Annotated in this window: 20 protein-coding genes; 12 read left to right on the top strand and 8 right to left on the bottom strand. The window is 41.4% G+C overall.

Annotated features, from left to right (window positions below; genetic code table 11):
* Nucleotides 1-81 precede the first annotated feature (81 nt).
* From SPUTW3181_RS08810 to SPUTW3181_RS08795, 4 genes are all read left to right on the top strand, one after another.
* Entirely contained in the window at nt 82-744 is a 663-nt protein-coding gene (locus tag SPUTW3181_RS08810; protein WP_011789021.1) for a sigma-70 family RNA polymerase sigma factor, read from the top strand.
* A complete protein-coding gene (locus SPUTW3181_RS08805) occupies nt 737-1,444 on the top strand; it encodes a ChrR family anti-sigma-E factor (protein ID WP_011789020.1) in 708 nt (235 codons plus the stop codon). Before SPUTW3181_RS08810 ends, SPUTW3181_RS08805 begins: the two co-directional genes overlap by 8 nt.
* Before the next feature lie 622 nt (nt 1,445-2,066).
* Nucleotides 2,067-2,240, top strand: a complete 174-nt coding sequence (locus SPUTW3181_RS08800) for a hypothetical protein (protein WP_006082106.1) — start codon at nt 2,067-2,069, stop codon at nt 2,238-2,240.
* Between the two features lie 300 nt (nt 2,241-2,540).
* A complete protein-coding gene (locus SPUTW3181_RS08795) occupies nt 2,541-2,801 on the top strand; it encodes a hypothetical protein (protein ID WP_011789018.1) in 261 nt (86 codons plus the stop codon).
* A 157-nt stretch (nt 2,802-2,958) separates the two neighbouring features.
* Here SPUTW3181_RS08795 and SPUTW3181_RS08790 read toward each other — a convergent pair whose 3' ends face one another.
* From SPUTW3181_RS08790 to SPUTW3181_RS08775, 4 genes are all read right to left on the bottom strand, one after another.
* Complete coding sequence (locus tag SPUTW3181_RS08790) at nt 2,959-4,431, bottom strand: nicotinate phosphoribosyltransferase (protein ID WP_011789017.1); 1,473 nt, start codon at nt 4,429-4,431, stop codon at nt 2,959-2,961.
* A 10-nt stretch (nt 4,432-4,441) separates the two neighbouring features.
* Complete coding sequence (gene prs / locus SPUTW3181_RS08785) at nt 4,442-5,329, bottom strand: ribose-phosphate diphosphokinase (RefSeq protein WP_011789016.1); 888 nt, start codon at nt 5,327-5,329, stop codon at nt 4,442-4,444.
* Between the two features lie 358 nt (nt 5,330-5,687).
* Entirely contained in the window at nt 5,688-6,401 is a 714-nt protein-coding gene (locus SPUTW3181_RS08780; RefSeq protein ID WP_011789015.1) for an NUDIX hydrolase, read from the bottom strand.
* Between the two features lie 81 nt (nt 6,402-6,482).
* Entirely contained in the window at nt 6,483-7,511 is a 1,029-nt protein-coding gene (locus SPUTW3181_RS08775; RefSeq protein WP_011789014.1) for a pyridoxal-phosphate dependent enzyme, read from the bottom strand.
* Between the two features lie 268 nt (nt 7,512-7,779).
* Between SPUTW3181_RS08775 and SPUTW3181_RS08770 the strand changes: the two genes are divergently transcribed.
* The gene (locus tag SPUTW3181_RS08770) at nt 7,780-8,187 is read left to right on the top strand and encodes a YccF domain-containing protein (protein ID WP_011789013.1); all 408 of its coding nucleotides are present in this window, start codon (nt 7,780-7,782) and stop codon (nt 8,185-8,187) included.
* A 94-nt stretch (nt 8,188-8,281) separates the two neighbouring features.
* On the opposite strand, the gene SPUTW3181_RS08765 is transcribed toward SPUTW3181_RS08770, so the two are convergent.
* The 4 genes from SPUTW3181_RS08765 to htpX form a co-directional block, all read right to left on the bottom strand.
* A complete protein-coding gene (locus tag SPUTW3181_RS08765; protein WP_011789012.1) occupies nt 8,282-8,659 on the bottom strand; it encodes an STAS/SEC14 domain-containing protein in 378 nt (125 codons plus the stop codon).
* Nucleotides 8,660-8,822: 163 nt separating this feature from the next.
* On the bottom strand, nt 8,823-9,458 hold the full coding sequence (locus SPUTW3181_RS08760; RefSeq protein ID WP_011789011.1) for a LuxR C-terminal-related transcriptional regulator: 636 nt from the start codon (nt 9,456-9,458) through the stop codon (nt 8,823-8,825).
* Between the two features lie 737 nt (nt 9,459-10,195).
* Nucleotides 10,196-10,546, bottom strand: coding sequence for a tetraheme c-type cytochrome CctA (cctA, locus tag SPUTW3181_RS08755; RefSeq protein WP_011789010.1), 351 nt, complete (start codon nt 10,544-10,546; stop codon nt 10,196-10,198).
* A 402-nt stretch (nt 10,547-10,948) separates the two neighbouring features.
* A complete protein-coding gene (htpX, locus tag SPUTW3181_RS08750) occupies nt 10,949-11,812 on the bottom strand; it encodes a protease HtpX (RefSeq protein WP_011789009.1) in 864 nt (287 codons plus the stop codon).
* A 289-nt stretch (nt 11,813-12,101) separates the two neighbouring features.
* On the opposite strand from htpX, the gene pepE reads away from it, so the two are divergent.
* The 7 genes from pepE (at nt 12,102) to SPUTW3181_RS08715 (ending at nt 23,880) form a co-directional block, all read left to right on the top strand.
* A complete protein-coding gene (gene pepE / locus SPUTW3181_RS08745; RefSeq protein ID WP_011789008.1) occupies nt 12,102-12,812 on the top strand; it encodes a dipeptidase PepE in 711 nt (236 codons plus the stop codon).
* 356 nt (nt 12,813-13,168) lie between these two features.
* Nucleotides 13,169-14,758, top strand: coding sequence for a glucan biosynthesis protein G (locus SPUTW3181_RS08740; RefSeq protein WP_011789007.1), 1,590 nt, complete (start codon nt 13,169-13,171; stop codon nt 14,756-14,758).
* A 613-nt stretch (nt 14,759-15,371) separates the two neighbouring features.
* On the top strand, nt 15,372-16,340 hold the full coding sequence (locus tag SPUTW3181_RS08735; RefSeq protein WP_011789006.1) for a DUF3187 family protein: 969 nt from the start codon (nt 15,372-15,374) through the stop codon (nt 16,338-16,340).
* A gap of 335 nt (nt 16,341-16,675) precedes the next feature.
* A complete protein-coding gene (locus SPUTW3181_RS08730) occupies nt 16,676-17,290 on the top strand; it encodes a MotA/TolQ/ExbB proton channel family protein (RefSeq protein WP_011789005.1) in 615 nt (204 codons plus the stop codon).
* Nucleotides 17,287-17,625 carry a DUF2149 domain-containing protein gene (locus tag SPUTW3181_RS08725; RefSeq protein ID WP_011789004.1) on the top strand — a complete coding sequence of 113 codons (339 nt, stop codon included), beginning with the start codon at nt 17,287-17,289 and terminating at the stop codon, nt 17,623-17,625. Before SPUTW3181_RS08730 ends, SPUTW3181_RS08725 begins: the two co-directional genes overlap by 4 nt.
* Nucleotides 17,612-21,568 (top strand): cobaltochelatase subunit CobN, encoded by a 3,957-nt coding sequence (locus tag SPUTW3181_RS08720; RefSeq protein ID WP_011789003.1) that lies wholly within the window; start codon nt 17,612-17,614, stop codon nt 21,566-21,568. Before SPUTW3181_RS08725 ends, SPUTW3181_RS08720 begins: the two co-directional genes overlap by 14 nt.
* 17 nt (nt 21,569-21,585) lie before the next feature.
* Nucleotides 21,586-23,880: a TonB-dependent receptor gene (locus tag SPUTW3181_RS08715; protein ID WP_011789002.1), complete on the top strand. Its 2,295-nt coding sequence runs from the start codon at nt 21,586-21,588 to the stop codon at nt 23,878-23,880.
* The last annotated feature ends 58 nt before the right edge of the window (nt 23,881-23,938 follow it).

Genomic DNA, 23,938 nt, shown 5'->3' with positions numbered 1-23,938 from the left:
ATTCAATGCGCTTTATTGGCGGAGAATCACGATCATAGTGTTCTAAACACAGGATTTAATGATTAAGTTAAGAGCAAAATAATGGAAAATATTCAATCACAAAGCCGCCAAAATCGGTATCATAAGCACATATCGTCCTTCACTGAATCGGCTATGGATATCGACACTAAAGCTCCCTGCGTAAGTGAACCACAAATAGAATTGTTGTCCACATTAATGCTCAAAGTGGCAAATCATAGAGATAGAGCCGCTTTTGGATATTTATTTACTTATTTTATGCCCAAAATCCGAGCGTTCGGTCTACAAAGACTCAATCAACAAGGACTTGCCATGGATCTGGTGCAAGAAACCATGACGAGTGTCTGGACCAAAGCTCATCTCTATAATGCTGACAAAGGTTCAGTTGCCACTTGGGTATTTACCATCATGCGTAATCAGTGCTTCGATATGTTAAGACGAGTCCAACATAATAAGGAAGATGCCTACGGTGATGATATTTGGCCTTTATGCGATACGGCCACGAGTCAAGAAACTCAAATTGATCATAAATTAACAGCCAACCTACTCAAACATTTAGATAATCTTCCCCTTGCACAACGTCAGGTTGTACAAGGTATTTATATGCAAGAACTCACTCAGCAAGAATTGGCTGACGCCCTAGAAGTCCCGATAGGAACAATAAAATCTCGCCTAAGATTGGGGCTAGAAAAGCTGAAAAGCTTTTTGGAGACACCAAATGATTAAGCATCACCCAAATCAACAACTATTGCTTGCCCATGCAAAGGGCGAGTTATCTTTATCAATGGCTATTGCCGTTTCAGCCCATTGTGCGCTGTGTGATACCTGTAAAACAGCTGTTGCTCAATACACAAAAGAAGCCGCGTCCCTCGCCTTCAATCAAGAGGAGATAGCCGATACAACAGCAGATAAAGCCGACATCAGTGCTCACAGTATTGCATTCATGGAATACGATGTTCCTGAAGAGTTGCAAACCATGTTAGCGCAAATACTTTGTCAACCAGAGTCAACGACGACTCCAAGTTATGAACCTCTTTTCGTCTCGGTAAAAAATCAGCAATACTCAGTACCATCAGTATTTCGCCAACATCTTGATCATCCTTGGCAACAGTTAGGCAAAGTTAGCCGCATGCGTTTCGATTTAGATGAGATGAATACACGCGCAAGCCTATTACATATTGATGCATTAGGGGAAATTCCACAGCATACACACAAAGGCTATGAACTCACCCTCCTACTTGCCGGAGAATTTAGTGATATTAATGGCCACTATGTTCCTGGTGACTTTATTATGCTGGACCAGCATACTAAACATGCACCTAAAACACTCGAGGGGTGCTTATGTTACACAGTGCTAAATGCGCCTCTGCACTTCACTAAAGGATTGAGCAAGTTATTAAACCCCATTGGCGAACTCATTTATTGACCATATCAAAAATTCAAGCGTCAACTTAACCACAACATATAACGCTTAAGTTAAGCTAGTGAAACCTCCATTAAAATGCTCTATTTTGATGGAGGTTATCGTAAAACAGTTGCAAATAATGGGCGCGACAACCACACCAAAAAGCAACGTAAATTCAACAAAAAAGCAAGGGTATTAAAATTAAATTATAAATAACTTGCGTAAGTCGTTTTTCCTGATACACTTCGCCTCGTTTTGAGATTCACCTTGTTGTTCTTTTTAATCCAGTTTGATAAATATTTAATCAAATCTTGATCCTCACAAAGAAAGCCTACTACAAGCAAAACCCCATAAACTTAATTAATTGATAGTTACATATACATGATTAGGTGTATTGAACTTATTAAACCTTATGCTGTCATAGTCTTGTCATCAAGCTATGTTTAACTGGTTTAATTGAGTTAATCCATTGACATAATCGCTGACGTGTATTAATTATCGATAAAACATCTCTTGATTAATGAATCAGAGATGGGGTAACCTCGATACTCACTAGAACCATCTTTTGCACTTAATGCTAAGGATATTTTATTGTTAAAACTCTCTCACCCAAGGGTGAATTAAAACAGAAGGAGTGTGGCATATGTCATACAAAATTAATGGACATGAAATTACAGTGAACTTCCCTGTAGATTCAATCTCAGTAAATAAAACCTCAATTGCTTTTACTGATCGTCAAGGTAAAAACAGACAGACTTTTTCTAAACGCACAGAAGCCATCAGCTTTATGAAATGGTTATTGTCCGCGAACAAATAAGTCAAAAGTCAGTAAAACTGATAAGTTAAAAATTAATACCGCAGTACCCGTTTACTCAAGTGTATTTAATCGGTTTCCATTATCTTCGCAGTACCGAGCACTTTAAGTAAACTGATAGCCGAATGTCACGAACACGCTATCCTTTTTACGTCATTATGACGAACGCATTTGGTTCAGGCTGTATCTCTCTCACACAGATACCTGCCGAACCAAATGAGTCAAATCCAGCGTTAGATCACCTCTTTCCATTGCAGCATCCGCTAATATTCATACACATGAATACTGTTCAGCACATCATCTATGCCAAAACCCAATACTCAAATTGCCATGCAAACCTTGATAAACCAGATCAAAGAGACTATCCCACTCAATTTAGAAGAAGCACAACTGTGCCAGGGACAATGTTTAGGTTGTTCGAAGAAAATGCTGGAAATGTTGGATGCCGAAATCAGTTATTGGCAATTTAGTGAGGTGACGCCTAGCCTAAAAGATTTAAAAAACCTCGAAAATATTGGCCGTCGTACCTATAAAATTCTTAAACGAAACCAGTTGCTGTCTTAATCACTTCTATTTGCATTTTACTATTAATGGGGCGTTTTACTTACACGACTTAAAATAAATGTAAAACTTAACTGACAATATGACCCTAATAGAAATCGCATTGCCAGTTTTATCTTCGCTATTGTCGATAGCCGTTAAAAATCAAAAATCGATAGGCTCAACTTCTAGACTCTGCCAACCTTGCGCGAATATCTGCCAAAGAATATTCCGTTAATAGTTCACCATCGGCAAATACAGGAACAAACTCGCAATTGTTAACATCTTGCCAGCTGGCTTGATCTTTAAGATAAAATTGACCCTGCTCATCTTTAAATACCGCCACTAAACCCTTAGCGGATTTTTTAGTGCCATCATCTGTTTTAGGATCTTTAAATATTTCTCTGTCTTTGCCATCCACTTTCGCAAAGGTTGCTTTCACCGCGTAACCGTCAGTATCTCGGGTCACGTGTTGATAGGTAAAACTGCCAATCCCAAACACAATATTGGTTGACGCAAAACCTTTGGCCTTTAAGCCGGCACAAATGGCTTCAGCACGTTCAATGGTGATTGAATCGCCATAAATCAGTCCAACATGGCTATTCAGCGCTTTGTAACCTTTGGCAGTTGTGCTGCCCCCAAAGACGTCCCACAGACACTCAATAGCGCCTTTATATTCGGGACTCCCGATTGGTGCTTGTGGATCGCCACAAATGATCTTCACAGGACAACCCGTATCGGGCCTAAACACCACTTTGCCATCGCGGGCAAGAATGCGGTCTTTTAACGCTAAGGTGAACTCTGTCATCACCTGCCAAAAATCCCAAGAATCAGAAACGATACTGACAATGCCCGTAGGATAAATATCTTCGATCAAGCGGCGGAACGTCTCTAATTCATTCTCCATACCACCCGCACACATCACACTGTGCTCCGTTGCGGCCACACTGCCACCAACGAGTTCCTTATCACTGTCTGCAAGATAATATTGTTCAAGAAAATCAATGGCGGGTATGGTATCAGTCCCAGTAAAACTGAGTAAATGGGCGGCGCCGCTCATAACAGCAGCCTCTGCACCATACATGCCACGGAAACTAAAATCGTGACCCTGCCAATCAACAAAAGCGATGTCACCATCGGTTTCTAACGCATAAGTCTCAAATATTTTGCGGTATTGCAGCGCGGTAGTGGCACTGGTACACATACCCCACACATTAGCGGAAAGGATAGTTTCGAGATAATTAGTCAACCAAAAGAATCGCTCATCAGTATTGTATAAAATCAAGCAAGGCACTTTTAATGGATACACTGAGCCTTCAGGTAATGCCATAATTTTAATGGGTAAATAGCCTAAATCATGCAACTCCTCAATATGCTGAGTGCCGACGTTATTCGGCCCGAGATAGTTATTGATACGGCGGGAGAATTGGCGAATGACCTGCTCTTTAGGTTGTTGAAAGAAATCACGGTTCCAACTGTCGATCAAGAAATGCTTGATAAAATATTGCAAGCCAAAAAACACCATTTGGTCAGTATAACCACGACGGGATTTACGGGCGGTTAAGTTACTAAAAATCACTTGAGTATTATCGGGATATTGACGACGGTGGTCGACTTTATAGCCATCAATGGCGGTAACGGGATTCAAGTACATAATATTTTCCTTAATGATTCATATAACTCAAAACAGCATGGCAATGGCAGAACTCGCTCGAAATATGTGTAGGGACACCTAAACTATCGGTACAAAATAATCTGTCTATGCCCGCCTCTCGCAGTGCCAACTCACTGGCCTTATCTTCATAATGTGACACGATCAAAATGACGCTTTGGGCCCCCTTTTGCTTTAATTTGATGGCAAGTTCAATAAAGGTTCTGCCACCTGCGCAAATATCGTCAACGATTAAGCAGGTTTTACCCGACAAGTCATCACAGAACACTTCGGTAGCGATAATATGGCCATTGACCACATCACGATGTTTATCGGCCCTGATCACAGGCATTCCCTGTAACGCTTTAGCTAAGCCGAATACTTTTTTATTCGCCCCCGCATCGGGCGAGACTAACACTAGCTCCCCCGTTAATTGGGCTGCGATCGCGGCAACAAAACTGTGGTTATCTATTACCCGAACTCGGTCTAACAATGCGGCGGTGACATCGCTGTGAGGGTCAAAAACGCTGACAGAAGCATATTGCTGCTGATTAATCAGGCTAGCATAGACTTTTACCGACAAGGCTTCACCCAGATTACACACCCTATCTTGGCGAGCGCCAGGCATATAAGGCAGTAACAGATCGATTTGCTCTGCACCGCTGCGACGCAGTGCATCAGTTAACAACAAGAGCTGCATGATGGAATGATCGCCCCGATAACTGAAAAAGATCGTTACTCGTTTAGCAGGAGGAACAAGTATTTGAACATGGTTTTCCCCCGCACCAAATTGAAATAAACGGTAGTGAGCCTCATCGCTAGCTGCGGGTAACCGATAAAAATCGGCTTGCGAACATTGAGCGTGAGAAGCATCTTGAGACGTTTGAATACGTTGAGACATAGTAACCTCCTGTCTGTGGCAAGATTGCCGAAATTGACGGCGCCCTTGTTGTCTACATGAACAATAGTGTCTTAAAGACATTATCATGTAAAGTTGATTTTTAGACTATTTCAGACGGAGCAATCTGAAATGTTATGCTTAAATGGTATATAGTGTCCTTTAGACACTATTAATGGGCGCGACAACTAAGAAGCCACAATATGTGGTATCGAGTAATACAAGAACCGGAGGCATTAGGGCAAAATCAGTAATTAAACAGCCTTTACTGATTCAAAGTCACCATGAATAAGGCATAAGCAGTTGCTGTTACTCATATTGAGCAAGGCGAATATCTTGCTTAAATCCACATTCACTGTGATTAACATTCTAAATTTCTTAAGAAGCGATACGATGCGGTATTGGGTTTCAAGCGGTATAAATTAGCAGGACGACCCCGTTCGGTGCGCTTTAATCCCGTATCGATCAATAAATCGGCCTGTTCAACCCGCCGACGAAAAGATTTACCTTGGATAGGCTTACCCAGTAGAACCTCATGTACATGCTGCAATTCTGGCAAGGTAAAAGGTTCAGACAGTGCAAATCCTGGCACTAAAGAATATAAGGCTTTTTGTGTTAAGCGTTCCCGCGCTTGCTCGATTAACTGCAGATGATCAAACGCCAAGGGCATCTGCAACACATCCACTAGTGGCCACCACTTAACATCACTCACTGAATCAATCTGGATTTGGCAAGCTTGATAACTCATCAAGGCGGTATAACATACAGTCACAGACCAGCCTCTTATATCACGACTACAATTACCCACAGTGCATAGCTGCTCAATATAAGGTGGCACTACTGCGGTTTTTTCCTGCAGTTTACGTAATACAGTTTGCTCAAGGGATTGATCGCAATTTTCATCGATAAACCCACCAGGTAATCCCCATAAACCTAAAAATGGATGATTTGAGCGTTGTACTAGGAGTACTTTAAGTTGCTGATCGTGATAGGTAAACAATACGGCATCCACTGTCAGTAGCTGAGCCTTAAAAACCTTAGGATCGTAATTGGCGAGATATTCCGCTTCAGTCATTGATATTCCCCATCGTTACAAATCATCAGTTTAACTTAGCATTACATAGCTTCAAACATATTATGTCTTAGCGTCACTAAGTCAATGATCAGAGGCACAGGATGAGCCACTTTGCCCAAATTTACGCTGATAACGTGGCAACATGGTCTCGTTCCCGAGTAAGCCACCTTGGTGGATATACATCACAGGACGAGAGCCTCCGTCTTGTAAATATTCCTCAAGCACAATAAAACCTAAGGGATCGTAGAGTAATTCAAACTGCACGCCTGAGGCGCAGACCCGCTGCCACATGGCATAAAATTCCGGATAAAGTTTACCAAAATGATATTTCTTGCCGACATTAACAATCTGTGGATGCTCACTGGTATTGGAATTAAGTAAGGAAAATTGCAAGCGCAAATAATCATCGCCACCGACAACGGCACAAGTCACGACGCGAATATCCGTTTGCTGACGGATAAAATACTGATTTAAAAATAACGCAGTCGTTCCCGTCCCCGAAGGTAAAAACACCGTTAAATCAACCAATCCATTCGCCTTCGCAAACTGTATTACCTCTTGCGCCAATCTATTCACCCCATATTCGGCGTAAGCACAGCGACCACCCTCTGGGATAAAAAGCGCCGTCGGCTCATTCACGAGTACTTGAGCCTCGATATAATCTGGGCAACTCAGTCGCACATCGCCCACTTGCGCAGTAGGGTCAGGCCTAGCATTAAGATTTGACAAAACGTGAGGTTCAGATTGCGACTGAGTGCACGCCTGCTTTTGTGCTATTAACACACTTAAATCGATAATATTGGCGCCATTCGCTAAAGCGGCAGCGTAATTGCCCGTAGGATGTTTAACCACTTGACTGGCAATATGATCTACATAAAAATCACACTGCCAACCTTTCATCTTCGCTAATGTTGACAATGAATACAGTGAGTTAGCCAATGGCGAGCCGTGACCTATCACCTTGCTGATGCCTGCAAACTCATGATCTAAAAAATAGCCGAACTTGCGAGCTTTATTGCCACTAAACGCCGGATGCAGTAAATCATCACGTTTTAGGAAAATGTCTCTGCCAGCAAAGGCAAACGTATCAACAGGGGAATTTGCAAACATCAAGCGACTCAAGCAATTAAATTCTCTGGCTTTTAAACCAGTTAAGGGAATAGTGAGTGTAACTCCAACTTTCCTGTTACGCCCTTAAGAAATTATCAATTTGGCGAAAAACTAGTGAAAATGACACATGAATCTCGAATACATAAATTTAACCAATTGATTATTAATAATTTAAATAGTTGGCATAGTTATCGCTTAGACATTGACATACATTCAATTTATCAAAGCTAACGATAAAGGCTAACAGGGTAAACATAAGGAGTTTTCAATGGCTGTATTACGCTTAATATTCAACATAGCTTGGTTTGTACTCGGCGGATTTGTGATGGGACTCGCTTGGTGGCTCGCAGGTATCCTGTGTTTTATCAGTATCATTGGTATTCCCTTCGGCCGCGCCTGTTTTGTTATCGGCGAAATGACCTTTTGGCCCTTCGGCCAAGAACAAATGAACCGTCGCCACTTAACTGGACGTGAAGACTTGGGCACAGGTGCATTAGGCATGGTAGGAAATATCATTTGGTTCTTACTGTTTGGGATCTGGTTAGCCATAGGGCATTTGGTCCACGCCTTAGCCTGTTTTGTGACGATTATCGGTATTCCCTTTGGGATACAGCATCTTAAGTTGGCTTTACTCAGCCTCACACCGATAGGCCAAACTATCGTCGCCAAAGCCTAAACTCAATGAGTCAAGCTGCATCCATTACACTGGCAGCACCGTATTATCAGGTGTCTGTCAGTTGGATTTTTCATAAACACTTTTTGACAATGTGTTATTCAATCGCCACTACTTCATCTAACCAGACTCTAGCTCGATCCCGCTCATTCATAGCAAAAATCTTAACCGGGCAAGGCAACATAAACGCTAAAGCATTTACCATTGCATCGAGCTTTTTCATATCAGCAATCATCACTACACGGGAAAAATCGCTTAAATGAAATAAGCTGAGCATGGCATCATCCCAAAGGGCCCCCACAGATATCCCTTCAAACTCAGAGCTAAACTCATACCACAATCGTATTGTGGCATGATCTTGAAGTTTTGCTTCAATTGAAGGTAATAGTTGGGATTCAATATCGAGATGATTAATCCACCCAGACGCAATAACAGTAATAATATTGTCGGCATCGCTAGAAGAAATTGTCAGCATGTCTCACCTTTTCAATACACCCAACATCCCATTTTCAGCATCAACTAAAAACTCATAAATATGGGATATAGTTGCACAGAAAACAAAAGAAACTAACCCTTTTGTTTTCTCTATCGAAATAAAAAGCAATTTATGCCTGTAACTGAAACATGCTCAGAACTAATTAAACAACCACATCATGCAAATAAGTTTGGGCCCATGCAATTGCTTGACCGCGGCTTGAAACCCCGATCTTACGAAACACTCTATACAAATGAGTTTTTATGGTACTTTCACTAACAAATAACTGATTTGCAATGTCTAAGTTTGTGCTGCCAGAGAGTAAGGCCTGTAATACTTCGCGCTCACGGATGGTTAGCGGTTCAGTATCCTCAAATAAGCCAAAATCATCATTGACGCCATTAATCAGTTGCATTGGAATGACCCTATGCCCTCTTAGGATATTGGAGAGCCCTAAACTGATTTCAGCTATACCAGCATCAAGATAAAATACCCCCGCAGTTGTCGCCGATTGTGTTAAAAAACGCGCATCAACTTGCTTGGGAAATTGGATATAAACCACTCGAACACTAGGGTGCTCACGCGCAAGTGATCGCTGAAATTGATAGGCTTTTTGTAGATCAACTGTCGCTAAGTCAATCACGACCATAGAGGCTTGGTTATCTTTGATGTGCTCAAGCATTACATCGGGATTAACTGGTGAAAGTTTAACCAAAAACTCCTGTGGCCAACGCCCTGCAAGTAATTCCACTAATATTTGCGATCGTGACACTACAATCCAATGTAAAATTTTGAACATCCTGCCCACTCCCTGTCTAGTTAACGATTATTCACTTTGAGATAAAGTCTCTCAATACGACTTCAACATCCGTCGAATAGACTTCCAAGTCTATTACTTGCCACGATATTAGCACTAGATAAAACAGAATCAAAAGACTTACGAGAAAAACATTTACCGTACAAAAACCAATATATGTAGGTTTTATTTTTAACATTCTCAAGAAGTAAACTGAATTCAAACTTAAAATAATTTTGCCCAGCTAAGATATGAACGTAATATCAAGACAATACCATTATAAATACTTTCAATATGAAACGATTACATCAACATGACTGACTTTATAACATGTAATATTTAGCTTACACTAAATGGTATACAGCCCTTTTTCTATCTCACGGTTTCAATATTCCATTGATACAATTAGCGCACTGCTAATGTTACCCTTTCCTAAAATGTACTTATTACAGTGTTTAAAATTGAAGTTTCCACAACATTAATATGATTAATACGAAGAAAAGATATAATTGTATTATGTTTGTTAAGATACCAATACGAGACAATGGTATGTACTAGCAGTAACTCACTTATGCTTAAGCCCAAGTTTAAAATTGAATTAACAATCACAAAAATTTAACACAATTCACTCGCTGGGCTTTAACTCGAGATTTGCTAAAAATTATCATCATAAAAAATGCCAGCAAATTGCTGGCATTTTTTGATATAGAACTGATGGCTAACACCAACAGAGCTCGGGTCTATTTTTTCAAAACAGATCCAGATGTACGACCATCATCATGGCAGCTCTCACAAGTAGGTTTTTCACCTACATTCATATCATGTACTTTGTGACAATCTGCACACACTAAACTGCCATCATGCGGTTTATGAACTGCGTCCATCTCAGCAAGAGATCCGTGGCAGCTTTGACACTGTTCAAATTCAAAAGCACCATCAGCGGAAGGTGAACCATCCTTATGGCAACTCTCACATCCACCCGATTCGGCGTGAAAATCTGATAGTTTTTGACCTGCAGCAAATGCGGTTGGCGACAGCGCTAGCGCTGCGAGACTTGCCCCGAAAAGTGCACTTAATAGTTTTTTGCTCACAATAGTATCCTCCAATGGCGATTGTCAGTGGAAGTTCTTGTCAGGGTGACTTCCATCTCGCAACCAAAAATAAATAGCACGACTCGATCTAACTTAGCTAAGGATTAACTAATAAGCAACCCCATTCTAAGTAGCCCACTTTAGCAATATACTCAGGAGTAAAATGTGCGCTGCATCATGTAACCACATGCTTATATAAGAGTTTTACATTTTTAAAACTAGAAATTCACATAACTAGAATTACCTAGCGCGATAATGTGTAATCACCTTGAGTACGCGTACAGCTTGAGTTGCTTGATGTTGTCATAAAGAAGTCCTCTTTATGTCAACGTATTTCAGGACGGGACAGAATGGCAATAAAAAGGAGACCTTATGGTCTCCTTTTTATCACTCTTTACTATATTAGCGGGCTTGTAAAGCCGCAATACGCTTCTCTAATGGTGGATGACTCATCATCATCTCAGCCATTGAACGCTTACCATTAATACCAAATGCTGACATTTGCGCAGGCATTGCAGTGCTCTCTGGGCCTTGGCGTAAACGCTCTAAAGCCGCAATCATCTTATGTTTGCCTGCTAAACGCGCTGCACCTTCATCTGCACGGTATTCGCGAATACGTGAGAAATAAGCAACAATGATTGAAGCCAAAATACCGAACAACATATCTAACACAAATACTACGGCCATATAGGCAAACATACCTAAGCCTTCGCCTTCTTCATCATTACTGGAGACAACATTATTAATAATCCCTGCAACAACACGAGCAGCGAAGATAACAAAGGTGTTCACTACCCCTTGGATCAGTGTCAAAGTTACCATATCACCATTGGCAACATGGCTCACTTCATGGGCTAATACCGCTTCCACTTCATCTTGGCTCATGCCATACAGTAGACCAGTACTCACGGCGACTAATGAATTGTCTTTGCTTGGACCTGTGGCAAATGCATTCATTTCTGGAGACTGATAAATCGCCACCTCTGGCATTTTAATTCCAGCTTGCTGTGCTTGGCGGGCAACCGTCTCAACTAACCAACGTTCAGTACCATCGCGGGGCATTGTAATCACTTCACAACCCATGGCTTTTTTCGCCATCCATTTTGAAATCGCTAAGCTGATAAAAGCCCCGCCAAATCCAAAAATTGCAGCAAACACCAATAATCCACCCATAGTAGACGTGTTAACGCCCAAAATGGACATCACAATTGAGGCTACTAGCAATACGGCTAGGTTAGTCGCAATTAATAAAAAAATACGCTTCATTTCAGCTCCTTTAGGGCACTAAATATGCCATTTAACTTTGCTCAAAGACATAATATGTCCAAATAATCGAAATTCAAGGGGTAAATACAAAGAGTTTTTATCGGGTTATCCTTTTCGTATATTTCTAGACACTGTCTTTTATGATTCGAGAGTCTAGGGACAGTGTATTAACCAAAACTTAAATCTAAACCTTGCCTATATTACAAGCTAATTCATGTTTATTTCTCTATATTTATCAGGATTAATCTTTGTTAACATACCCATACTTTCTGGGATTTTAGGATTCAAAATGACCATCAACGCCTTACTTCTGAGCAGTTCTCGTGTCGGCGACACTCCCTACTTAGCCCACGCGATTCCTTTTATAAAACCACTCACCACTCAAGCACAAAAATGGATTTTCATTCCCTATGCTGGCGTCAGTATGAGCTACGACAATTATTTAGCATCCGTCGTTATGGGTCTTGCCGAGCTAAACCTCGATATCAGTGGTATACATCAGCATCCAGATCCTTGTCAGGCAATAAAAGATGCTGATGGCATTTTGATTGGGGGAGGCAATACTTTCCACCTATTGCACGAATTGTATCGTTATAATCTTATCAATCTTATTCGTGAAAAAGTCGCTCAAGGTACACCTTATGTTGGCTGGAGCGCAGGCGCAAATGTATCGGGTGCCAGTATCAAAACGACTAACGATATGCCTATCATAGAACCGCCTTCTTTCGATGCACTGAAGATAGTTCCCTTCCAGTTAAATCCCCATTATTCCAATTACCGTACACCTGGACACAATGGTGAAACCCGCGCACAACGCTTGCTCGAATTTACGAAGGTTGAGCCATTAACGCCTGTAATTGCCATTGCCGAAGGCTCTGCTCTTTGGCGTAGAGATAATACCTTAGTACTTCTCGGGAAAAATCCCGCTTATTTATTCTGCGGTGAGCAACAGGAAATGTTAATCCCTATTGGTAGTGATTTATCGCATTTATTGAAATAGATGTAACTCTACAGCATTCTGTCAAAGTGACTATTTTTACGCGTAAATTGTTACAAATCGATTAATATTGAAACAAGAAAATTTAAAAATGTGTGAATTTCGCCCAAATAGATCGCTTTTCAGTGATAATTGAGTACAGATAAAATGCTTGTGCCGCTAAACTATCAACACTTGCTATTGCTGATAGGGTTATTACTGATAGATATTTTAAAATGTAAAAGAAATGCCCCTTGTCTCAATCAATGATAGTCCCATAGTTCATAATAGGTAAGAGTCTACTAAATAAGTACAATAGAGATTAAACGCTAAGATTCAATCGACATCATCTAGGATCATGAAAGTGAGGAGTTTCCATTTTGCGACTGCATTCAACATTTCGTAATTTAACCCACTATTGCCATGGCGCAATAGCAAAGCAAAAATTAACTACATTCACCTTCTGTCTATGGAGTTTTCTTGCCTGTAACATTGTTATCCACCCCGCTCTTGCTGCCAGCAGTGCTGATAATAAAAAAGGCAAAACATTTTCTCATGACACTGTCGTGACGCTTGCAGAGCAACTTGCACAAAAGCCCTTTAAAGAGGCAAAAAAAGCCCCAAAAGAACTGACCGATTTAGATTTTGTAACCTATGGCAAAATTAATTATCAAGAAGATGCAGCCATTTGGGGGGGAAGTCCCACAAAGTTTTCAGTCCAACTATTTGCTCCAGGTTTTTTATACAAAAACCTTGTGGATATTGATGTGGTCGAAAATAGCCATGCTTTTCCAATAGAGCTGACTGAAACCGCCTTTAATGTTCCAAGTGATGCTATTGAAAAATTACTCACACAAGTCGGCCAGTACGCTGGTATACGACTTCATTATCCTATCAATGATGAAGGGATAAAAGATGAATTCATTATGTTCCAGGGCGCCAGTTACTTTCGAGCCCTCTCGAAGGGACAAACCTACGGATTATCCAATCGCGGCCTTGCAATAGATGTCGCTCAGCCTAAAGGTGAAGAATATCCCCTCTTTAAACGCTTTTGGGTAGAAAGGCCTTCTAAATATCAAACCGCCATAGTCGTACATGCGCTATTGGATAGTCAAAGTGTGACAGGAGCCTATCGTTTTGGGATTTATCCAGGCTCACCAACTCGAGTGGAGGTTGATGTCACCCTATTTCCTCGTCGTGATATCCAATATGTCGGCCTAGCACCTTTAACCTCCATGTTTTTATATGGTGGGTTAGATTCACCAGATAAACCTGATTATCGCCCCGCGGTGCATAACTCAGAAGGATTACAAATTGATCGTGGTAATGGTGAGCGTTTATGGCGTCCATTAAATAACCCAAATAAATTGCAGATCAGTGCTTTTGGCGATGAAGATATTAAAGGTTTTGGTTTAATACAACGCCATCGTAATTTTGATTATTACCAAGATCTCGAATCAAATTACCATTTACGTCCATCCGCATGGATTGAGCCACTAAACGATTGGGGTAAAGGCCAACTTACCCTGCTAGAAATCCCTTCTAATGCCGAAACCAATGATAATATTGTGGCCTATTGGGAACCTAAGGGAGGTCTGAAAAAAGGTGAACCTTATCGCTATTCCTATCGCATAACGGCTTCAAATGATAGCCCGAATATGGCTTCTAAGGCCCGTGTTGTTCGTAGCTCAAAAGGACAGAAACAGTCTAAAGGTAAAGAATTACTGATTGATTACAGCAATGTAAAAAGCCAAGATATTGATAAAATTGCAATAGATGCCAGTATCAGTAAAGGTAAAATCCTTTCATCACGTATGGTTGCACATCCAGATATCAATGGTGTACGCGTATTTGTCACTTTTGAACCTGAAAGTACAAATGTAGCAGAACTGAGGATCCAGTTGAAAAAAGACGATAAGCCCATTGCAGCAACATGGTTATACCGCTGGAATAGTGATGACTGGCCATAGTTGCCCCCAATAAAGGTTGGTTGCATCCTAGACGTTGAAAGCCAGCATTTGCTGGCTTTTTTATAACATGATAAAAATAATTAAGCCTTTGAATAAAAAAGGAAATACAATTTAAAACAATAATAAATACCTTCACATAAATCGAATCAAACCATATAAACAGCCCTGTAGCACGAATAAAAAGATGAATTCTCAGTTCCACTAATTTTCTTTAAATACAGGAACTTTTAATAAAAGCTACATTTACTCACCTTCTAGATAAAGGTAGTATTAAACTCTATTCGCTAAAGATACTTTTAATTAGTAGTGTAACTAATATATTTTCTATCTTTGAATCAAAATGTCAGAGAAAATGCAATGAGACCAATCCAAGTTAACATTGAACACACATTTAAATCTGCAGCATTATCAATCATATTATATACACTATTACTTTTACTATGCGCCCCATTTATCGGTAGACTTCTTTGGCTTGGATTAGTATTACTTTACCATTTCATATGGTTAACTTGAACTATAGTAAATTTTGAATATATCAATCTAAAGATATTAGTATAATTCGTATCAAGAGCTAAAGTATTATTCTAATATCGTTGCCTATGGATTATGTTTTATGTTGCCCCTTTATATTCGGTTAACACTGCTCTTTTCGATAGCATCGGTCTCTAATGCATTCGCAACTAATACCACTTTTAGCGACTATGGGCCATTACGAGTCTATGCTCAGTCACCTGCCCAAGCTGTAAGCTTAACACCTCTGCTACGATCTGGTTTTGCATTACCCCATGGGCAAAAAGAAGTTTACTTATCAGGGACAGCAGCAAGTGTGTGGGCTGAAACCGATGACTACTTTGCCGACTATTATCACAATACCCTGAGTGCAGGCCTGCGATGGCAGTTTAGTGACAAATGGATGCTTGACACAAATTATCAATGGCGCTTTAGCTCGAATAACCACCTCGACTCTGTTACAACGTGGTTTCATGATGCTCTCGGCTTTAATCAAAATGGCCGAGGCGACACACCAAAGCATCAAAATCAAATATATTCAAATGATGGTATTCATTTAACTGACTTTTCAGGTGAAACATTAAATAATGCATTCACTTTTTATTTAAGTTATCAGTTATTTCAGAACGCATGTCACGGTCTCTCGATTGGTGGCAGCTTGTATTACAACACAGTTGATTCAGGTCCTTTTGCAAATGAAAACTTTGAACAAGCAGTACAACTTAATTACAGTTACCGCCAAAATAGACATCACTTCCACTCCACTCTTGGCATTAGTTTTAGGCAAGATGAAGAAGTATTAAGAAATATTCCCTATAATGATAATGCCTTAATGTATGGATTAGGATATGAGTATCAGGTAGATCGTCACGGTTGGTTAATTGAAATTCACCATTTTCAGGGTGTGCTTGAAACTGGTAATGATTTTTCAAAATCCTCAAATGAAGTATTACTGGGATATAGATACTACTTAGATAATAGCACAATTGAATTTACTGTAATTGAAAACTTCCTCAACATGGATAATAGTACAGATATTGCATTCACTCTTGGCTATAGCAAAAAACTGTAAATTTAAAAATATTATTGCTTTTATTAGTCCCACTCCAAATCCGATTCCCTCTTACAACACTGTACAAAAAGAGTACAGCCCATTCTTTCTAGCTAAAATATTTAAATTACATTCAAGGAAATAATACTTCGAATGTAATTTTTTTGTGACCCGCCAGGTGGTTTTAAACAATATCTTAAGGAATAATGACGGGCATCACTAAGTCCGATATTTTTCTGTGACTCAAGTTGCATTTGATTTTTGACACCTATGATTTTTGACACCTATGCACAACCCATTAATTCAGTATCCTCCTCAAGCAAATTAAGGGTACACCTTTTAATAAGGAAACGCTAATGCAAATAATGGTTATGACTGAGGATTTTTTAGTTACGGTCGCCACCCTATGTTACTACCCAGTAAAACTCGGATTAGTCGCAATGGTACTTTACGTGGTGATACTGGCTGGTAACCAACTCCGAGAATATCTCAATCGTAGACAAGGAGAACGTCCTCTAATTGACACTTTCCGTCATAAATTAGTCCATGTTATCCAAGATTCCCAACAAAAATATTTAGATCTCGAACTCGAAAAATTAATACAAGAAACAGAACATTTAGCCAATACGAATATTGAACGTCTTCGTTTTATCGTCCGTGCCGCACCAGGGATTGGATTGATGGGAACACTTATTCCGATGGGGATTGCGCTCGCCGCCCTTGCACAGGGGAATATGCCTGAAATGGCCGGAATGATGGTTAACGCATTTAATTCTGCCATTGTTGGATTAGGAACAGGCGTCATTGCTTTTGCGCTAGCGTTAGTCAAAGAAAGCTGGATAAATAACGACAAGAATGAAATACGTTACCTTGCGGAACTAGCATCGATCGACCACACATCAATTTGTTCGCAAACGACCCTCAATTCAAATCCACTCAATGAAGCGCATGCAATAGAGGGCTCACTATGAGTCTGAAATTTATGCGAAAGAACACGTTAACTTCTCACCGTGAAGATATAGACCCCTTAGCGGGTATCGCTAACTTATTTGATGCCAGTATTGTTGTGATTGTCAGCATGATGATCGCACTCTTTACCACTTTTAATTTGCTTGGGCTAATGGATGAAAAATCCCAAGTGACTATTACAACTAAAAATGCCCAAGGAGAAATGCAAATTGTCACCAAACAAGGGGCAGAAATAAAAGTGCAAAAAGTAACCAAGACTGAATTGAGTGGTGAAGGTGTAAGGCTAGGTACCGCCTTTCAGCTAGATGATGGCCGAGTGGTATATGTTCCAGACTAAATATTATAAAACATCATTTACTCTATTCCTTTGTGTGTTTTTGCTGTTCGTTACTCAACTTGCATGGGCTAAAACGACGCGTGTCAGTTTATTACTGGGTGATAGCTCACTACGACAATCCTCCTCAGTGATAAAAGATATTTACTCAGAATTTGATCTAATCACGGATACTGATATTCGTATTTACTCGAGCACTAAGCTAAACGAGCAAGATTTAAGTCATGTTCGCCAGTCAGATTTAATTATCATACAAACGATTGGAAGAAATCTAATAAACCGTGTGCAGCTCGATCTACAACAGGCAATGAATAATGGTGCCAAAGTATATGCGTTTGGCACTAGTATTAATGAAACCGATAAAAATGCTGGCATTATTGAGGATCCTCAAGTCCAACAGTATTTTGTCAATGCTGGAGCAAATAATATCCGTAATGGATTGCTTTACGCACTTAATCAAATAGGAGTTAACCTGCCCTATCAGCCACCTGAAACTGTACCTGAAATAGGTTTATATCATGCAGGTACGGGAACGATTTATGCTGATTTTGATCGTTTTAAGCAAGATTATCATCAATACAAACCTGGTAAACCTTGGGTTGGATTTGTGGTTTATCAAAGCAATATTATTGCAGGCAGTACCTCCCATATTGATGCTGTCATTAAGGCTCTGGAGAATCGGGACCTAAACGTGATGACGGTATTTGGTTATCCTGCACAACTTCCCATCGAGCGCTATTTTTTCGATGACCAAGGCCATTCAAGGGTAGAAGTCATTATTGCTGCAAGCATAAAAATTGGCGTCACTCCAGAGATCCTGACACCATTATTTCAACGCCTCAATGTCCCGGTGATAAATGCTATTTCACTGTTTTCAACATCAATCGAGGAATGGGAGGCTTCATCGGTTGGGATGGATATTACCGAACGCTCTTGGCAATTAGCCATGCCGGAAATGGCCGGGTTAATACAACCTACCGTATATGCTGCTAAACAGATGATACAAGATCCTCTAACTGGTATGACTTATATAGAAGAGCAGCCCATACCAGAACGCGTTGCCATGTTGGCAAACAGAGTCAAACGATGGGTAACCTTGCGTCAAAAACCTAATTCAGAAAAGCGCATTTTTTTGCAGTATTTTAATTTTCCTCCTGGACGAGACAATGTTGGTGCCGCATACCTTAATGTGTTGCCGCAAAGCATTTGGCAAGTGGTTAAACGCCTCGAGCAAGAAGGATATCACACCCAAAACCTGCCTCAGGATCCTGCCCTATTACGTGAAGACATTCTCAAATATGGTGCCAATCTCCCCAATTGGGAGCAATCACAAATTGATACTCTCGCCGCCTCAGGTGAGCCTGTTCTTTTACCAATATCGACCTATCAACAATGGTTTTCAGCATTACCACAGTCAGCACAGGAAATGGTGACAAATACTTGGGGAAGTCCAGAAGAAAGTAACACCATGACCTATAAAGACAGTGCAGGAATGGCATACTTTGTTTTACCTGTACGCCGCTATGGTAATGTCCTACTTGGACCACAGCCCTCCAGAGGGAAAACTGAAAATCCGGAAAAACTCTATCACGACCTAAAATTTCCACCGTCACATCAATATATTGCGTTTTACCTTTGGCTGCACAACGTTTTTAGAGCCGATGCCATGTTTCAATTTGGCACACACGGCACCCATGAATGGCTTCCTGGTCGAGAAGCGGGTATGAGCATTACCGATGCACCCGAATATCTCATTCGAGATCTGCCAAACTTTTATAGTTTTATCATGGATAATGCCGGAGAAGGTACCATTGCAATGCGTCGTGGTATGGGCATTATGATCACCCATTTAACCCCTCCCATGGATCGAACCGCCTTAAACCCTGAGCTACAAACCCTTAAGGAACTGATCGAAAGTTACCAGCGTGCGCGGCAACAAAACCCACAATTAGCAGAATCACAAATTAAAGAAATTGAGCTACAGGCAGAAAAACTCGGAATTTTACAAGACTTGGGTAAAACCCCCACTGCAATCGGCGCAAACACATCGACATTAATCACTCAGGAGAATGAGCCATCCCATCAACTCGTTGAGGATATTCATCATTATCTTGAAGAAATTTCAGACCGTATTAATCCGATGGGACTGCATAGCTTTGGAGTGTCTCCAAGTGCAGACCAAATCCAAAAAACGGCGCAAGCGATTCTATCAATTGAGCCTTCACTGGATAAACAGCAGTACAAACAACGCATAGCACAATTAACGTCAGCTATTTCATCTAGCGCTAAACAAGAACTCGATGCTCTTATTGCTGGTTTTTCAGGCCAGTACATTCCAGCAGGCGTAGGGGGGGATCCATTGCGTAATCCCGATGCGTTACCCACTGGACGCAATTTTTACTCCTTTGACCCACGCCGAATTCCAGCTAAATCAACTTATGAAATAGGTAAAAAGCTCGCCAATCAACTCATTGAGGACTATCGACAACGCCATAACGAATACCCTAAAAAGTTAACCTTTACCCTTTGGGGCGTTGAAACTATGCGTAATGAAGGAGTTCAAGAAGCGCAGATCATGTATTTGCTCGGTATACGCCCTCGCTACGATGAAAGAGGCATAGTGCGCGGCGTTGAAGCCATATCGCGTGAAGAATTAGGCAGACCTCGAATTGATGTCACAGTGATCCCATCCGGATTACATCGGGATCTCTTTGCTAATGTAGTTACCTTACTAGACCAAGCTTTTACGCTTGCCCAAGCACAGGATGAGCCGGATAACCAACTACGTATCAATACGATAAAAACACAAGCTATGCTTGAAGCCAAAGGCGTTGAAACCACCTTAGCCACCAGAATGGCCTCGGTTAGGCTATTTTCCGTTCCCTCTGGAGCCTATGGCACAAACTTGGAAAGCGCGATAGATCGTTCTGATACTTGGGATAACGAGCAGACGCTGACAGAGATGTACTTTAATCGAATGAGCCATCTCTATGGACAAGGCTTTTGGGGAGAATCTGGAGATACGGCTGAAACGGGTAAATCCTCCCAAGTTGGGCAAATACTACTCAAAAATGCCTTATCGGGAACCGCCATCACTGTTCATGCGCGCTCTAGTCATGTATTTCAAGTCCTTGATGGCGACGATCCCTTTGCATCCTTTGGCGGCGTATCCATGGCCGTCAGAGCCGTAGATGGCAAAAGCCCCGAGGTGATGATAAGTAACCTTGCGGATCCGAACCAAGCTCAACAAGAAACCCTAGAACGGTTTATGGGGCGCGAATTACGCTCTCGCTACCTAAATCCAGAATGGATAAAAGCAATGCAAGCAGAGGGCTATGCTGGCGCTAAGTTCATTAATAGTGTGGTGCAGAATATGTGGGGATGGCAGGTCACAGTGCCAGACGCCGTGGATGCAAGCAAGTGGGATGAGATGTACCAAACCTATGTACAGGATCGCTATCAATTAGATATGGAACAATTTTTCCGTGATTCTGAAAATTTAGGGGCATACCAAATGATGATGTCCCGTATGCTGGAGGCCGTCCGAAAAGGCTATTGGCAAGCGGATGCAAAAACCATTCAAGATCTGAGTGAGCGCATCACCCAACTGGCAGAAGAGCAAGGCGTCCATTGTGACGACCAAGGATGTGAAGATCCCATATTAGCAAAGCTGATCCAGACAAAATTAGTGGCAGCCCCTAAATTAGTACCGCAGCCAATGATGCCAGCGCCCCCAATTTCGCCAAGCAAAGCATCACCTGAAACGCTAAAAAAGCCGAATGAGGCAACACAAGCCATCCAAGGATATGCAATCGAAGAAGTCAATTTGACACATCCAACTGACCAGCAAAATACCTCAGTTTGGTTTCATTGGCTTAGCTACCTGTTGCTGTGCTTAGCCTTTATCTTTGGTTTCAACCGATCCCCGAAAGCAATTAATCCATAATACGCGTGGAGATAATAATGATGTATCTAGGCCGCAGCCCCCATATTCCTTATCCTTTAAGTGTACTCGCGCTAACACTCTTTCTTGCTACCACGGGTATGCAAGCACAAGCATCAACCACAAAAGAGACCGATGAAATGGAGATCATCGTCGTTTCAGCAACACGTACTGCGCAGGATATTAAATCCTCCCCTTCCGCCATCAATGTGATCACGGAAGAAGATATCCAAGGAATGACACTCTTTACCATTGATGAAGCCTTAGGAAAAACTGCAGGTGTAATGGACCGACGTACTAAAGGATTTATGGAAACCACTCCATCGCTCACGATACGGGGATTGAGTAATGCGCGAGATACATTAGTGCTAGTCGATGGTGTTCCCCAAAATGATTCCCGCAATGGGCAAGTCAACTGGACGATGATTGATAGTGAAAATGTGCAGCAAATTGAAGTTGTACGCGGCCCCTTTTCTAGCCTTTATGGTGGTAATGCTATTGGCGGTGTCGTCAATATTTTTACCAAAGTCCCCGAAGAAAACAGTTTTTCAATGAAGCTGGGTATAGGCGGTCCAGCTGATAGTATCGCTCCTGAAAATTTTAGCGATCAAGCCTTACAGGGTACCTTAAAAATACTGGATTCCGTTACATTAGGCGCAAACTACCGCAAGCGTGAAACCGATGGTTATCCAACAACCCATGTAAATGCGTCCGATGCTGTTATTGATAAACTTCCCGAAGGCGTTACAGGTTGGGTCCCCTACACAACTAACGTCGGAGGAAAAAGTAATCTTATTGGTGATATGGGAGATAACTGGTTCAATGATGAAACCTACGGCCTTCGATTAACTTACACCCCATCAGATGATACTCGTCTAAACCTTAGCTACGCTAACTCAGACTCAGTATATGGTTATGATCAGCCCCATAGCCTACTACGCACCACCGAAGTCACAGCATCAGGCAAGATCGATAACATTCCAACCTATAGCAATATCCCCATGACGACTTGGCTAAATGGTGCGTTATTTGCTCGAGGGGGAAGTACAACGCAAACCAATACAGGGTTAAATTTGAGTACAAGCTGGGATCAAATCAATTTACACATCTCCGCTGGGCATATTAGTAAAGAGACTACGACAATTATTGCAGGACTCACCACCGCCAATGCTGGACATGCCCCCATAAATCCAGTCACCTTTGAGGGTGGCGATGGTCGGCTAGCACCTGCAACTGAAAGCACCAGAAAAAGCATTGATGTTCAGCTAGATATGCCCCTAGGTGATAACCATACGCTAGTGCTAGGAGTCGCTGCAAACGAAGGGGATGTCACTGAAGAGCGTTGGAGCTTAAGCAATTGGACAGATCCAACGTCCAAAGTATTTATGTCGGCGGACACCACAGCCAAAGACCAAATACGTTCTTTTTATGTCCAAGATGCTTGGCAACTGAATGATAAATTCACTGCCTATATCGGTGCCAGACAAGATTGGTGGAAAATGCGCGGTGGAGAATCTCACTCCTATACTCAAGCAGGTGGAACTGGCAGTATTACCTATGACAAGGTAACGGACTCCCCTATCAGCCCTAAAATATCAATGGTTTATAAACCCAGTACCAATACCAGTTACCGCGCCTCTCTAGGCAAAGCTTTTCGAGCGCCCAATTTGTACGAGTTTTTTGGTACCGCAAACCTAGGAGGAAATATCTATGTCGGTAACCCTGATTTAAAACCAGAGACTTTGGTGTCATGGGAGTTGGGGGTTGACCACAGCTTTCAAAATAATATCAATGCGATAGCGACGATTTACCGTTCCGAGATTGATGATCGAATTGCAACTCAAACGGTTGATGGTATCAGTATGCCTCAAAATGTCGCTGAGGCAAAAATTCAAGGAGTCGAGTTAGAACTCAAAGGCACATGGCACTACGGTTTAGGCTGGTCAGCCAACTACACTTATACGGACAGTGAAGTCACCCAAGACCCCAATCCGAATGTTGTCGGTAAAGCACTCCCCCATACCCCAAAAAAGATGTACAACTTGAACCTGAATTGGCGCCAAGGCGATTGGTATATCACTGCAAACCATAGCTATCAAAGTAAGCGATTTACGAATGTAACCAATACGGATGTCGTGACTCACGTGCCAGGCTCAACAGACTCCTTTATGTTAACCGATGTAAAAACCACTTATTTTGTTTCCGACAACATCACAGCTTCATTAGGGATCAATAACTTATTCAATGAACAATACAACCAGTTTTATATCAGTCCGGGGCGTTTTTGGTTTGCAGAATTACGTCTAAGTTATTAGGCTTATCTTAATTTTCATACTGTTAGCAAAGGGTCAGGTGTGACCTTTTGCTAAATAC

Origin of the sequence: Shewanella sp. W3-18-1, assembly GCF_000015185.1 — a bacterium.
Taxonomy (GTDB): Bacteria; Pseudomonadota; Gammaproteobacteria; order Enterobacterales; family Shewanellaceae; genus Shewanella; species Shewanella putrefaciens.
The sequence above is the reverse complement of the archived record's forward strand: the minus strand, read 5'-3'. Positions and strand labels throughout refer to the sequence as shown.